Here is a 14512-nt window from a genome sequence, read left to right on the forward strand (position 1 = left end):
CAGAAAGAATCACGACCAACCTTAAGAATCGAAGAAGAAAAAGGCGAAGAAAAAAGGCTTGACCTGCGGAATAAAAGCGTGTAATAATTCGTTATCTGGCGAATTATAGGAGACGGTAATGCGGAACTTCATGGACATCACAAGGGCCCTGTCCGATGAGAACCGGGTCCGGGCGCTTGCGGCGCTTCGCGGGCGGGAGCTCTGTGTCTGCCAGATCATAGAACTTCTAAGGTTGGCGCCCTCTACGGTCTCAAAACATATGCAGATCCTAAGGCAGGCCCGCCTCGTGGAGTGCCGCAAAGACGGCCGCTGGATACATTACAGTCTGGCCGGAGATGAGGCGCCGTCATCGGCGCGGGCCGCCATCGAATGGATCTGCAATACCGTGGCAAAGGATCAGAAGATCCGGGATGACGCCAAACACTTGAAGCAAATCCTGAAAATGGATCCGGAGACCGTATGCAGGCTCCAGCAAAAAAGCTGAAGGTCCTCTTCCTCTGCACGGGGAACTCCTGCCGCAGCCAGATGGCCGAAGGGTGGGCCCGGCGCTTCCTCAGTGATCGGATTGAGCCCTATTCGGCGGGGATCGAAATACACGGGTTGAATCCCAGGGCCGTGGCCGTCATGGCCGAGGCGGGCGTGGACATCTCCCGTCACCGCTCCAAGCACGTGAGCGAACTCAAGGATCTCAAGTTCGATTTTGTGATCACGGTCTGCGACCAAGCCCGGGAGAGCTGCCCGCTTTTTCCGGGAAATGCGAAAATCATCCATCGCAGCTTTGATGACCCCCCCAGACTGGCCCAAGGGGCCCGGACCGAGGAGGAAGCCCTGGCCCATTACCGCCGCGTGCGGGATGAGATCATGGAGTTTGTGAAAACCCTGCCTGATGTCCTGGGACGGTAGTTTTGTTGAAACATGATGATAGGAGGCGCCCATGTTCCGAAAGGTTTTTGAGAAAATTCACAACTTCCGGCTGCTCCCGGTATTCGTCATCGTCAGCATGGTGATCGGGATCGCTATCGGCAAATGGTACGGGATCTCCAACTTCCAACTCACCCCGCCGATCGATGCGATTAAATCCATCTTTCACGGGACTTACGAATTCAGCATAGGAAATACCCTTGCCCTCGGCGTGGTCATCGGGCTCTTCATGATGATGTACCCCGCAATGGCGAACATAAAATTCGAGGACCTGGGTAAGGCAACACGCTCGCCGAAACAGCTCCTGATCGTGGTATTCTTTAACTATGCTGTCGCCCCATTCTTCATGCTGCTGCTTGCAAAGATATTTTTAAGCGGCGAGCCAGACCTGTACACAGGGCTCGTGCTGTACGGGCTCGCCCCCTGCATCGCGATGGTGATCGTCTTCACCTATCTCTCGGCGGGTAACGGTCCTCTGGCCATCATCCTCGTGGCGCTGAACTCCATCATTCAGATGCTGCTGATCCCCGTCTATGCAAAGCTGCTCCTCGGAGAGATTCATTTCGATGTGTGGGTGGTGGGAGAGAGCGTGCTGCTCTATCTCGGCATCCCTCTTGTCGCGGGAATGCTTACGAGGTTCCTCGGCGTGAAGCGCTTCGGCGAGGAATGGTTCCATAATCTCAAGTTTTATCTGGATACCCTTTCAATTATCGGGCTCTTATTTACCTTAATTGTCATGTTCGCCCTTAAGGGCGATCTTATTCTTGAAAAACCGTTCCTCATCGTCCAGATGGCCATTCCCATGACGATCTTCTTCTGGATCATGTTCGTGGTCGTTTATCTTACGGGGTGGAAACTGGGGCTCAATTACAAGGATGCCGTGGCCGTGGGGTTCAACGCCACGGGAAGAGATTTCGAGATCGCCATCGCCATTGCGATCACCGCGTTCAATCCGACCGTGGCACTCGCCACGGTCATCGGCCCGCTGATCGAGGTGCCGGTCATGCTGGTCCTGGTCTGGTTTGCGAGAAAAACAGAACATGCACTTTTCAATGGCCGTTCTGAATCTGTGGAAGCGGCCGATATCTAACAAAGGAGAAAAGTATGGAAGAAGTAAAAAAGAAAAGAGGGTTGTTTGCTTTCATCAAGGAGTCCATGACCAGGAGCGGCGGATGCTGCGGGCCGGGGTCAAGCTGCTGCGGGCCGGCAAAAGAAGAAGGTGAAAAAAAAGCCGAAAACAAAAAAAAGAGAACAGACAAAGTAAAAAAGTAAAATTGAAAAGTCGAATCCGGATTGGAAAGATTTGTATGAGGATTTAATATCTGGATTCCCCGATCCAGTCGGGGAATGACATGGTGTGTTTCAAAATGTACCCACACAATTGCGCGAAGACCCATAAGTTTTTTCGTGCCTTCGTGTCTTCGTGGCAAACGGGTTCGAGTTTGTCTGGGTTGGGTTATTAATGGAGCATTCTGACGTGAAGAATGAAAATCATAGGGATACATCTGTCCGGTTCCGGGAGATTGCCGTTCTTGCCTTTATCCCGGCGATGGTCGGGATCCTGATCCTGATCAGTTGGGCGCTGGATTTCTGGGAGATCGGGCATCCCTTCTGGCACAAGGGGATCGCCCTGACCGCGGCCCTGTTCGGCGGCTACACCCGGTTTGTTGAGGGCTTCGGGGATATCCTGAAACGTCGGATCACCGTGAATGTCTTTGTGGCCGTGGCCCTGACGGCAACGATCGCCATCGGAGAATTCCGGGCCGCGGCCCTGATCGTCTTCATCATGTCGGTCTCCGGGGCGCTCGAGGCCTACACCCTGGACAAGAACCGGCTGCACATCCGGAACCTGCTCGATCTCGCACCGAGAATGGCCACGGTCCGCCGCGGGGATGAGGAGATCTCCATGCCCGCGAGCGAGGTCCGGGTCGGGGACATCGTCATCGTACGGCCCGGGGAACGGATCCCCGTGGACGGGATGGTGACGGCAGGGGCAAGCAGTGTGAATCAGGCCCCCATCACCGGGGAATCCATGCCCGTGGAGAAATTCATCGGGAGCGAGGTTTTCTCCGGTTCCCTGAACGAGGCAGGCCGTCTTGAGATCGAGACCACCAAGACCGGCGAGGACACCACCCTGGCCCGGATCGTGCATCTGGTGGAAGAGGCGCAGAGGACCCGTGCCCCGATCCAGAACATGGCCGACCGGTTCACGGTCTGGTTCCTACCCACGGTGCTCGTGCTCGCGGTGATCGGCTTTTTCACCTCCGGGGACATCAAGGTCTCGGTCTCGATCCTGCTCGTGGCCTGCCCGTGCGCCTTTGCCATTGCCACGCCCACGGCCGTGACCGCGGGGATCGCCAACATGGCCCGGCGTGCCGTGCTGATCAAGGGCGGCATCTTTCTGGAGCTGGCCGGAAAGATCGAGACCCTTCTCGTGGACAAGACCGGGACCTTCACCCTCGGAAGGCCCAGGGTCATGGAGGTTGTGGCCTTGAACGGGGTGCTCAAAGAAGATGTGCTCCGGCTCGCATCCATCGCCGAAAAATACTCGGAACATCCGCTGGCCCGCGCCGTGCTTGACAGGGCCAGAGAGGAGAAGATCCAGGTCCCCGACCCTGAGAAATTCAGGGTTGAAAGCGGAAGGGGCGTCACAGCGCACTGGGCAGGCAAGGATCTTCTGGTCGGGAACCGTGAGTTCCTGCAGGGGAAAGGGATTGCCCTGGGAGAAGAGATCGCCTCGCTAATTTCCCACCATGTGGAACTGGGGAGGACCGTGATCCTGGTGGCCGACAATGCACATCCCATGGGGCTGATCTCCGTTGCCGACGAGATCCGTCCGGAGACCGTACAGTCCATCGTTTCCTTGAAGGCCATGGGCATCCGCAACATCACCATGCTCACAGGGGATAACCCGCGGGTGGCCAGGGCCGTGGCTGCCGAGATTGGTGTGGATGATTTCCGGGCCGGGCTTCTGCCGGAGCAGAAGCAGGAGTATGTCAAGCGTCTCCAGAGCGAGGGGCAGAAGGTCGGGATGATCGGAGACGGGATCAACGACGCCCCGGCGCTGGCCCTGGCCGATGTGGGGATCGCCATGGGCGCCGGGGGCACGGACGTGGCCATTGATACCGCGGATGTGACCCTCATGACCGATGACCTCTCCCGGGTCGCGGAATTCATTTGGATGTCCAAAAAGGTGATCCGGCGGATCAAGATGAACATCTTCTTTTCAATTATCTACAATGTTATCGGGCTTACTCTCGGAAGCATAGGCCTGCTCACCCCGGTCCTGGCGGTGATCTTTCAGGAAGGCGGGTGCATTACCGTGGTCATGAGCTCCACCCTGCTTCTCTGGGCCAGGCCGGATGGGACCGGGGGCTCCCGCACCGAGGCTGTATGATTCAGTAGGGTCCGCAGCAAAGGAGCGCGTCATGGATTGGAAACAGGAAGGAAGGATACTTGCGCTGATTGTCGCCGTGTTTCTCGGCTTCTACTACCTGCCCGTGGGCTCTGAGCGTTTCGATCACTCCGTGACCGAAGCGTTTTATCTGGCCAAGTGGTATGCCCGGGAACACGTGCTTCTCTGCCTGGTCCCCGCCTTTTTCATTGCGGGCGCGATCGGTGTCTTTGTGAGCCAGGCCTCGGTGATCCGGTACCTGGGGGCCCGGGCCAACAAGGTTCTGGCTTACGGCGTGGCTTCTGTCTCGGGCACGATCCTCGCTGTCTGCTCCTGCACGGTCCTTCCCCTTTTTGCCGGGATCTACCGCATGGGAGCGGGGCTCGGGCCGGCCACGGCCTTCCTCTATTCGGGGCCGGCCATCAATGTCCTGGCCATCGTACTCACGGCCCGGGTTTTGGGAATCCATCTGGGCGTAGCGCGCGCCGTGGGAGCGATCCTCTTCAGCGTGATCATCGGCCTTTTCATGCACCTCATTTTCCGAGGGGAAGAGCTGGAAAAGGCCGGGGCCGAGGCGGTCATGCCCGATGGCGAGCCGGCGCGGCCCCTCTACCAGAACGCCCTCTACTTCGCAGTTATGGTCGGGATTTTGGTCTTTGCCAACTGGGGAAGACCCGATGAGACGACCGGCCTCTGGCATGCGATCTACGCGGACAGGTGGGCCATCACCTCTCTCTTCTCAGTACTGCTGGCCCTGATCCTGGTCATCTGGTTCGGGTTTAAGGCCCGAACCGTGCTGCTTGCCTCCCTGCCTGCCGCGGTCCTGGCATTCCTGGTCCCTCATGAGTCCATGATTCCTTTTGTGGCCGGGGTCTTGGGACTCTCGGTGATCACGGCCCGGGATCCGGGTGAAGGGGGCGAGTGGTTCCAGGCCTCATGGGGATTTGCCAAGCAGATCCTGCCCCTTCTCCTGATCGGGGTGCTGATCGCGGGCGCCCTGCTCGGAAGACCGGGCCATGAAGGGTTGATCCCGTCTGAGTGGGTGAGCCGGGCCGTGGGAGGCAACTCCTTTGCCTCCAATTTTTTCGCCTCCTTTGTCGGGACCTTCATGTATTTCGCCACCCTGACCGAGGTGCCGATCCTCGAGGGGCTCCTGGGGAACGGCATGGGGCAGGGACCGGCCCTGGCCCTTCTGCTCGCGGGACCGGCGCTGAGTCTTCCGAACATGCTCGTGATCCGAAGCATACTTGGAACCCAAAAGACCGTGGTCTTTGTCTCCCTGGTGGTGATCATGGCCACCTTCACGGGAATGGTCTACGGCAGCGTTTTCGGATGAGGGATCTCCCATGAAGATGGCCGCGACCTTTCAGTCGGAAAAAGAATTTCGGGAGATGAAAGGGAGGCTCGATGCCTTGGGTCTTGCCTATGAGCTGATCTCTCCTGCGCCCGGGTATGCCCTGGTGGGGGAGCCCGCCCTGGTCATGGACGGGGAGACCCGGATGGCCCTTTTCCGGCGGGCCGGCGTGGAGATCCCCTGTTCCGGATGGGTGGAGCACCGTCCATCGAAGATCCCGATACCGGGGGAAGATCCGCCCCGATTCGCGGAGCAGCCTTTTATCCGAGCCGCGATCACACTTCTTGCACCCTGTGTGGCGGACCCGACCAAGATCCGTATCCTCGCCGATGTCTCGGGCGACATGGGCGCGGTCTTCCCCTATCTGAACACTGAGATGAAGGAGGTCTTCTACAATCCCCAGGGCCAGACGCTGACCTTCATGGAAGACTACCGGATGATCTGCCTCACACCGAGGGGGATCGCCGTGGCCAAGGCCGACGAGATCGTGGATGCCTGGCGCGTGTTGGAGATGATCAGTCGACGCGTGAACGAGACCTGGGCCCGGCGCCACGAGATCGAACCCTCCTACGAGATGCGGAAAAAGCCCCCTGCCCTGGAGATCTACAAGCGGCTCCCCCGGACCAACTGCCGGTCCTGCGGCGAGGCCACGTGTCTGGCCTTCGCGGTGAAAGTGCATGCCGGAGAGCTTCCTGTCTCACTCTGCACGCCCGTTTTTGAGGGGGAGTTTCAGCGGTTCAAAGATGCGCTCCTTGAGATCTGCGCTGGATTGGGGGTGTAGGTGGGAGGAAGCCGGTGGATTGATCGGATTTGCCACGAATGAACACAAATCTACACAAAGAAACGGTTGTTATTTATTTGTGCCCATTCGTGGCTGAATAGTTTTTTTGGCGCCTTTGTGGCGGTAAAGGCTTTTCTCTGTGTACTCTGGTTATATCTTTCACAATACGTATTTCAAAGGAGGAATAAATCATGAAAAAGTTTCAGATTCTCGGGCCTGGGTGCCCCAACTGCAAGAAGCTCGAGGCCAACACCCGTCAGGCCGCGGAGGAACTCGGCCTGGAGTATGAGATCGAAAAGGTCTCGGACATCAAGGTCATTATGGGGTTCGGCGTCATGATGACCCCGGCCCTGGTGGTGGACGGGGAGGTCAAGATCTCGGGCAAGGTCGCGACCGTAGGCGAAATCAGGGAAGTGCTTCAGTAAACCCAGTCAAAGGGGAGTGATATGAGTACCAAGAGGATCATTACTACACTGCTTTTACTCTTCGTGGCCGGGAGCCTGGTCTATCTGGCAGCGGGGGAGGTCGCCCGGAACCCGAATAACGGACAGGCTGCGAACAGGGATCCTGTCAAAGAGACCGTGCCTTCGGCCGATGCTCCGGGCACATTACAGGATCGTCCCGAAATACCGGACCGGGTGGTGGTCTATTACTTCCACGGGACCATGCGCTGTCCCACGTGCCGGAAGTTCGAGGCCTACGCCGGGGAGTCCCTGATGAGCGCATTTCCCGGGGAGCTCGCCTCGGGACGCCTGGAATGGCGCGTGATCAATGTGGATGAACGGGAAAACGAACACTATGTCCGGGACTATGAGCTCAGGACCAAGTCCCTGATCGTGTCGGAGGTGAAAAACGGGGAGCAGACACGGTGGAAAAACCTCCAAAAGATATGGGATCTGGCCGGTGACAAGGAGGCCTTCTTCTCCTACGTGCAGGAGGAGACCCGAGCCTATCTCCTGGGATCTGACTGATGAACGGTATCTTTTTGGGGAGCGCGAGCGCCCTGTGGCTGGGGGTCCTCACCTCACTCAGCCCCTGTCCCCTCGCGACCAACATTGCCGCGGTCTCCTATGTGGGAAAGCAGATCGGCAGGCCCCGCCGGGTCCTTGCGGCGGGCGTGGTCTATTCCCTGGGCCGGGCGCTCACCTACATGGTCCTGGGTCTGCTCCTGGTCTCAAGCCTGCTTTCGGCGCCGATCCTCTCCCACTGGCTCCAGAAGTATATGAACAAGCTCCTGGGGCCGATCCTGATCCTGGTGGGCATGGCCCTGCTGGAGCTGATACAGTTGAATGTGGGCGGCGCAGGCATGGCGCTCAAGATGCAGAAGCGGATCGACACGTCAGGACTCTGGGGAGCGGGCCTCCTCGGGGCCGTCTTCGCCCTCTCTTTCTGCCCGGTCTCCGCGGCCCTCTTCTTCGGGAGCCTGATCCCCCTCTCGATCAAGTACGGATCCGGCATGATTTTGCCCGGCCTCTACGGCATGGGCACCGGCCTTCCGGTCTTGGTCTTCGCGATCCTCATCGCCCAGGGAGCGCGGTCCGTGAGTAGGATCTTCGACCGGATCACCCGGATCGAGGTCTGGGCGCGTCGGATCACGGGGGTGATCTTCATCGGGGTGGGGATCTATTATTCATTAAGCTACATCTTTGTCGTCCTGTAGTGACGGCGGATGGAACGGCAGGTACGAAATGAAAGGGACGGCACTGACAAATAGACTCTTCCGGGCATTCATGATTACCCTGATCATTCTCGTCGGAGAGGTGATCGGGGGGATCATGAGCCGCAGCCTTGCCCTCCTGAGTGACGCCGGCCACGTTCTCATTGACGGTTTGTCGCTCGCTCTGAGTCTGACGGCAGGGATGATCATGCGCCGGGCCCCGGACCACAGGGCCACCTTCGGCTACCAGAGGATCGGGATCCTCGCGGCCCTGATTAACGGTGTCAGTCTGGTCCTAATTGCGGCCTTCATCTTCGTGGAGGCCTACAGGCGTCTTGGATCACCGCCGGAAGTGGATTCCACTCTCATGCTGGGTATCGCCGCGGCCGGGTTTGCGGGCAACCTGATGATGGCGTGGATTCTCGGAGACGCCCATCACGACCTGAATGTCCGGAGCGCCTGGCTGCACGTTATCGGGGATACCCTCTCCTCGGCGGGCGTAATCCTCTCAGGGTGTTGAAGACTGCATATGGGAAATCCGTCGATACCCTTCAGCGGTGAATTTGATTTCGATGTCATGGCGAAGGAGTTGTTGAAATGATAAAGATCAGAACGAAAAAGCGACATGAAAATGGAAGCCTCGTCCTCCTGGGCGCATCTGTAAAACTCCTCTGGGGCCGGTTCCTCTAGGATTCATTAACAGGGTTCCATTTATCCTCGGGCTTCTCTGTAGAGAGCAACATCCCGTTGCCCTTCTCATCTGATCATAAGGACCGGGATGGGGCGTGAGGGGCGGCACATGCAGCAGGCAGGTCCGCAATAGCAAAAAAATGATGCAAAGGTCTTGACAAATGGAGAATATGAGTAAATATTCATATAAAAATATTGCAAAAGGAGAGAACATGCAGGATATCGTGGTCCGTAAGGCTATGGTTCTAAAGGCGGTTTCCCAACCGACCCGGATGCAGATCCTGGAACTTCTCAGACAGGGGGAGCGGTGCGTCTGCGAGATCATCCCCGTTCTCAAAGAAGAGCAGTCCAATCTTTCCAAGCATCTTGCTTTCTTAAGACATGCCGGGATCGTGGACCTGCGCAAAGAAGGGGCAAGCAACTACTACAGCGTTCGCCATCCCGAAGTATTCCAAATCCTCGATCTGGCCCAGGAGATCGTCAAGAATGAAATCACGACCTCGGCTCGTATGCTGAAGCGATTGAAAGTGAAATCATGAGAGGGAGTCTCCGTATGTCACGACCTATGCTTGCCGTCCTGTCCTGCCTGATCCTCCTGCATCCGGTCACCTCCGACGCCGGGGAGACCCTGACCCTGGATCAGGCCCTCGATGCCGCCCTTACCCAGAGCCCCCTGATCGCCTCGAGCCGCAGTGACGTTGAGGCCGCGAGGCAGGGCAGGAGGGCCGCCCAGGGAAGAAGGCTTCCCCAGGTCAACCTGTATGCCCGGGCCACGAGGTTGAGCGATCCCCAAGCGGTCATCCCCATCAAGAGTTTCGGCGGGGAGCCCCCGGTCTTCAGCCGAGATCAATACGGAGCAGGCGTGACCTTTCGGATCCCCCTCTATGAAGGCGGGCGGCTAAAAAATCAAGTGACCGTGGCCGGACTTTCCAGGGCCATCTCCGAATCAGGGCTCAGGCTCACGACCCAGGACCTGATTGCCGATGTGACCAATGTCTTTAACCGTATCCTCTATCTCAACGGATTGATTGCGGCGGAAGAGGAGACGCTTTCCGCCCTGGAAAAGTCCAGAGATGATGCCGCGGTCAAGCTCAAGGTGGGACGAATTGCGCCGGTGGACCTGATGCGCATGGAGACCCAGGCGGCCGAACAGAAACAGGCCCTGATCCAGAGCCGCGAAGATGAGAGGCGCTCGAGACAGACCCTGGCCCTGCTTCTGGGGTGGGACCCGTCCCGGGAGCCCGAGGCCGTGGGCACGCTTTCGCCCCCTGATCCGGGGACCGTTCCAGCCGAAGGCGTCAAGGCGGAAGCAATCATCGAGAACCGTCCGGATGTTCAAAGGGCGATCCGAGAGGCCAAAAAAGCCGAGGCCGATCTGGAACTTGCAAAAGGACTTCATCTTCCTTCCGTGGACTTGGTCGGAGACTACGGTAAAAGGGCCGGAAGCAGCGGCGAGGGGGACGAAGAGGTCTGGTCCGGGGGAGTCGCCATGAATCTGAATCTCTTCAGCGGGGGCGCCATTGCAGCGGAAGTCGGGCAGGCCAAGGCGCGACTTGTCGCCGCCGAGGAAGATCTGCGGCAGACGAGGCTGAACGCCAGTACCGAGGTCATGCATGCCGTATCCAATGTGCGGGAGTCCGGACACCGTTTCGAGGTGGCCGCGTCCGCACGAGCCACGGCCGAGGAGACATTCCGGATCGAAGATCTCCGCTACCGAAAGGGAGCAGGCACCGTCACCGACAGCCTCCTGGCCCAGGGGGCCTGGCTTGCGGCCCGGGCCAATGAACTCTCCGCCCTTTTTGACATGCAGAAGGCGGCCGTGGACTACCGGCTCGCAGCGGGAACCATTGATGAATAGTTTTTTTGGCGCCTTTGTGTCGGTAAAGGCTTTTCTCTGTGCGCTCTGTGGTTATATTTTGACAATACTTCGTAATAAAAAAGGACGGGATCATGAAGAAGAAAATCATCGGGATCGCCGCGGTTCTCCTGCTGATTCTGGCAGGAATCCTCATCATCATGCACAAGAAGTCCCAACTCGCCCAGGCGCCCACGCCCGTGGAAGTCGTCCCTGCCGTGGAGGCGGCCCAGGCCATGCAGGGGACATTTCCTGAAACCCAACGGTTTCTGGGAACGCTGTCGGCAAAGAATTCCACGGACCTCGCCCCCAGGGTGACGGGCCATCTCGTAGAGGTGCGGGTGCGGGAGGGTGCAACGGTTCAAAAAGGAGACCTCCTCGCTCTCTTAGATGACCGGCCCGAGAGGGACAAGGCCGCGGGACTCAGGGCCGATCTCGCTGCAGCCCGAACCGCACTGGCCGCACAGGAGGCGGTCTACCAGCGGGACCAGAGCTTGTTCGCGGCCAAGGCCGTCAGTCAGGAGGCCCTGGACCATTCCCTCACGGAGCGGGACGCGGCCCTGGCCCGGATGACCAGTCTGGAAAAGGCGCTCCATGCCGCGGAGACCGACCTCTCCTATACCCGGATCATCGCCCCTTTTGACGGGGTGGTTACAACACGGCTCGCCGATCCCGGCGGCCTCGCCGTGCCCGGAAAACCGGTCCTCGCGATGGAAGCGCCGGACCTCGGCTATTTCGTATCGGTCAATGTGCCGCAAGACCTCTTTCCCAAACTCAGGGCCGGAGGAGAGGCGTTCTTGTCCGGCGGATCCGGAGGGGAGGGGAGCATTCCCTGCCGTGTCAGCCGGGTCCACCCGGCGGTGCGTCAGGGGACCCTGATCATTGTAGAGATCGACATCAAAACCAGGCCCTTTGACCTCCCGACCGGGGCCACCCTTGACGTGGATCTTGTGACCGGAAGGGACGAAGGGTGGCGGGTACCCACGGGCGCCCTGCTGGAAAACACGGATGCGGTCTATCTCTATCTGATCAACGACGATGAAACCATCCACATCGAAAAGGTATCGCTCCTTTCCCGGGGGCCGGAATGGGCCGTGGTCCGCGGCAAGATCCCGGACAAGGCTCGTGTGGTGACGGCACAGGAGAGCGCTCTGCTGAGACTGCACGAGGGGGAGAAGGTACGGGTCGTGGGAGACGAGATTTAACGGCTTCGTGAAGCGTCCATCGAAATGAAAACCTTACAGTCATCAACCTCCGGCAAAGCCGGAGGCTTGACGTTTGCCGGCCCCTCAAAGGGGCCTATTCGCAAACGGTTAAAAACACCCTCCCATCCAGGGAGGGGAGGCCCAATGGCAGTTCCCTCTCCCCTTGTGGGAGAGGGCAAGGGTGAGGGGTAAAGCATTTCGGTTAACTGCATACTCCCGGAATGGCTAAACTCTAAGAGTCCCCCGGCAGAGCCGGGGGGGTTACCTAAATGCTAATTAGAAGGCGAAATCATGACGGACCCGGAGAATACCAAAAAGAAGAAGAGCTTCATCGAGGCCTATCTCGAACGGCCGCACCTCATCACCTCCATCATCCTGCTGGCCGTGGCCATGGGATTCATCGGGTTCAAGTCCATGCCTCTCAACCTCTTTCCCGACGCGAACTACCCGGTGATCTCGGTCGTCATCCCCGAACCCGGGGCCTCGGCCGAGGACGTGGAAGACAAGGTGACCCGGACCGTGGAGAAGGAACTGGCCACCGTGGACCTGGTCCGCAAGGTGCGTTCGGTGAGCCAGGATGAGATCGCAGCGGTGAGTGTGGAATTCCAATACGAGAAGGGCCTGGACGCCGCGGCCACGGACGTGGCCAATGTCCTTCAGCGTATCGCCTCCAGGCTTCCGCAGGACATCCTCCCCCCGGAGATCTTTCGGGTAAGCGACGCGACCTCGCCGGTCTTCACCCTGGCCCTGAGCCCCCGTCCGGGCAGCCATCTCGACCTTTCGAAGGTGCGGCAATTGGCCGACAACGAGATCCGAGAGGACTTCCTCCGGATTCCGGATGTGGCCAACGTCGAGATCTTCGGCGGCTACTTCCCGGAGGTTACGGTGGAGATCGATCCGAGGAGACTCCATGCCCACGGTCTCTCTCTCGAGGAGGTGCTTCTATCCATCCGCGCCCAGAATCTGAACATCCCCAACGGGCTCATCATCCGGAGGGGGAGCCAGTTCCTGGTCAAGACCGAGGGGGAGCGGCTCCGCAAGGCCGAGCTCGAAGAGATCGTGGTCGGTCATGAGGCCGGGGGCGAGGTCCACCTGCGGGACGTGGCCGCGGTCTTGACCTCCTACCAGGAACGGCAGTCCCTCTACCGAGGGAACGGGAGATCTGCGATCGGTCTGAACATCATGCGGCCGGAGAAGGGTCATGTCACCACCACCATCGCCGCGGTGGAGAACGCCCTGCCCGAGATTCAGGCAAAATATCCGGAACTCTCCATGGAAACGGCCGACACCCAGCGGACCATCATCCGTACCAGCGTGTCGAACATGGTCGACGCCCTGCGGGATGCCGTCATCATGACCCTGGCCGTGATCTTCCTGATCCTCGCCAGCACCCGGATCTCGATCCTCGCGGCCATCTCCATCCCCTTTACCTATTTTCTCACCTTTGCGGCCATGTATCTCTTCGGCTACGAGCTGAACATCGTCACCCTGACCGCAGTGATCGTGGCCGTGGGACTCCTCCTGGATGATGCCATTGTGGTGATCGAGAATATCGAGCGGCACTTCCACCAGTTGGGAAAGCCGATCTACAAGGCCGTGGTGGACGGCCTCAACGAAATCCTCCTGGCCGACTGGGCCGGCACCTTTACCACGGTGATCGTGCTGGTGCCGATCATGTTCAGCGGCGGCTACGTCCAGAAGATCCTGAGGCAGTTCACGGTGGTCCTCTCCCTCGCCCTCCTTTCCAGCTACATCGTCTCGGTGACGGTGATCCCCCTTCTGGCCCCTTACCTGGTGCGGGCCTCATCCGAGAAGACCCGGCTGGAACGGGTCACGGCGCTCTTCGGACGTTTCGTGGTGGACCCGATCCGGAATTTTTTCGCCGGCCTGATCCATACGGCCCTGCGGCACAAAATCCTCTTTATCCTCCCCATCATCGTCCTCTTCGTGGTCAGCATGAAGCAGATACCCCTTGCCGGACGGGACCTGATGCCGCCCATGGACACGGGGATCATCAAGATCGCCTTTGAGACTGAATCCGACGCCTCCCTGCCCGCGACCGAGGCGGCCGCGGAAAAGATCGAGGCCATTCTGAAAAAGATGCCGGGGATGGAGAATATCTCCACGACCGTGGGATCCGAGATCGGCGTCATCAGCTTCGGTACCGGACGGATCCCGCAGCAGGGGCTCATGACCGTGCACTTCGTGGATCGCTTTCACCGGGACAAGACCATCTGGCAGTTGGAGGAGGATATCCGTAAACAGGCCGCCGGAATCCCCGGACTCAAGTCCCTGGACGTCTATGATTTCGGGGCCACGCCCCTCTCCTCGATCAGCGCGCCCGTGGACGTGATGATCTCCGGCCCCGATCCCAAGGTGCTGGACGCCCTGGCCGATCAGGCGGCGGAGAGGCTCCGGAAGGTTCGGGGCCTGACCACGGTGACGCGCTCCTGGACCCTGGACAAGCGGCAACTCCTCCTGACCATCAACGTGGAAAAATCGAGCCGGTACGGCGTAGGTCCCCTGGAGATCAGCCGCCAGCTCACAGAGGCCCTCAAAGGCGGTCCGGCCTCGGTCCTGCGGGTCCCGGGTGAGGACGGCTACCTGATCCGGGTCCGTTATCCTGAAGGGGCCAGGGACAGTCTTTCCGCGCTA

General features: G+C 59.2%; 14 protein-coding genes. All 14 read left to right on the top strand.

Annotated elements, in window-relative coordinates; translation table 11 throughout:
• Nucleotides 1-118 precede the first annotated feature (118 nt).
• The gene (locus AUK29_02195) at nucleotides 119-484 is read left to right on the top strand and encodes a hypothetical protein (protein ID OIP65701.1); all 366 of its coding nucleotides are present in this window, start codon (nucleotides 119-121) and stop codon (nucleotides 482-484) included.
• Nucleotides 460-903: an arsenate reductase gene (locus AUK29_02200; GenBank protein OIP65702.1), complete on the top strand. Its 444-nt coding sequence runs from the start codon at nucleotides 460-462 to the stop codon at nucleotides 901-903. The genes AUK29_02195 and AUK29_02200 overlap by 25 nt, the downstream gene beginning before the upstream one ends.
• Nucleotides 904-934: 31 nt before the next feature.
• Nucleotides 935-2011 (top strand): hypothetical protein, encoded by a 1077-nt coding sequence (locus AUK29_02205; protein ID OIP65703.1) that lies wholly within the window; start codon nucleotides 935-937, stop codon nucleotides 2009-2011.
• Between the two features lie 372 nt (nucleotides 2012-2383).
• Complete coding sequence (locus AUK29_02210; protein OIP65704.1) at nucleotides 2384-4318, top strand: copper-translocating P-type ATPase; 1935 nt, start codon at nucleotides 2384-2386, stop codon at nucleotides 4316-4318.
• A 31-nt stretch (nucleotides 4319-4349) separates the two neighbouring features.
• Nucleotides 4350-5651 (top strand): hypothetical protein, encoded by a 1302-nt coding sequence (locus AUK29_02215; GenBank protein ID OIP65705.1) that lies wholly within the window; start codon nucleotides 4350-4352, stop codon nucleotides 5649-5651.
• A gap of 280 nt (nucleotides 5652-5931) precedes the next feature.
• Nucleotides 5932-6450 carry a hypothetical protein gene (locus tag AUK29_02220; GenBank protein ID OIP65713.1) on the top strand — a complete coding sequence of 173 codons (519 nt, stop codon included), beginning with the start codon at nucleotides 5932-5934 and terminating at the stop codon, nucleotides 6448-6450.
• A gap of 191 nt (nucleotides 6451-6641) precedes the next feature.
• The gene (locus AUK29_02225) at nucleotides 6642-6875 is read left to right on the top strand and encodes a hypothetical protein (GenBank protein OIP65706.1); all 234 of its coding nucleotides are present in this window, start codon (nucleotides 6642-6644) and stop codon (nucleotides 6873-6875) included.
• A gap of 21 nt (nucleotides 6876-6896) precedes the next feature.
• On the top strand, nucleotides 6897-7421 hold the full coding sequence (locus AUK29_02230) for a hypothetical protein (GenBank protein OIP65707.1): 525 nt from the start codon (nucleotides 6897-6899) through the stop codon (nucleotides 7419-7421).
• Nucleotides 7421-8110: a cytochrome C biogenesis protein gene (locus AUK29_02235; protein ID OIP65708.1), complete on the top strand. Its 690-nt coding sequence runs from the start codon at nucleotides 7421-7423 to the stop codon at nucleotides 8108-8110. The genes AUK29_02230 and AUK29_02235 overlap by 1 nt, the downstream gene beginning before the upstream one ends.
• 28 nt (nucleotides 8111-8138) lie before the next feature.
• Nucleotides 8139-8627, top strand: a complete 489-nt coding sequence (locus AUK29_02240) for a hypothetical protein (protein ID OIP65709.1) — start codon at nucleotides 8139-8141, stop codon at nucleotides 8625-8627.
• Nucleotides 8628-9009: 382 nt separating this feature from the next.
• Nucleotides 9010-9336, top strand: coding sequence for a transcriptional regulator (locus AUK29_02245; GenBank protein ID OIP65714.1), 327 nt, complete (start codon nucleotides 9010-9012; stop codon nucleotides 9334-9336).
• 26 nt (nucleotides 9337-9362) lie between these two features.
• Nucleotides 9363-10655 carry a hypothetical protein gene (locus tag AUK29_02250; protein ID OIP65710.1) on the top strand — a complete coding sequence of 431 codons (1293 nt, stop codon included), beginning with the start codon at nucleotides 9363-9365 and terminating at the stop codon, nucleotides 10653-10655.
• Nucleotides 10656-10747: 92 nt separating this feature from the next.
• Nucleotides 10748-11857, top strand: coding sequence for a hypothetical protein (locus tag AUK29_02255; protein ID OIP65711.1), 1110 nt, complete (start codon nucleotides 10748-10750; stop codon nucleotides 11855-11857).
• A gap of 291 nt (nucleotides 11858-12148) precedes the next feature.
• Nucleotides 12149-14512 (top strand): hypothetical protein (locus AUK29_02260; GenBank protein ID OIP65712.1); only part of this gene is annotated, 2364 nt, incomplete at its 3' end.

The organism is Nitrospirae bacterium CG2_30_53_67, from assembly GCA_001873285.1.
GTDB lineage: Bacteria > CG2-30-53-67 > CG2-30-53-67 > CG2-30-53-67 > CG2-30-53-67 > CG2-30-53-67.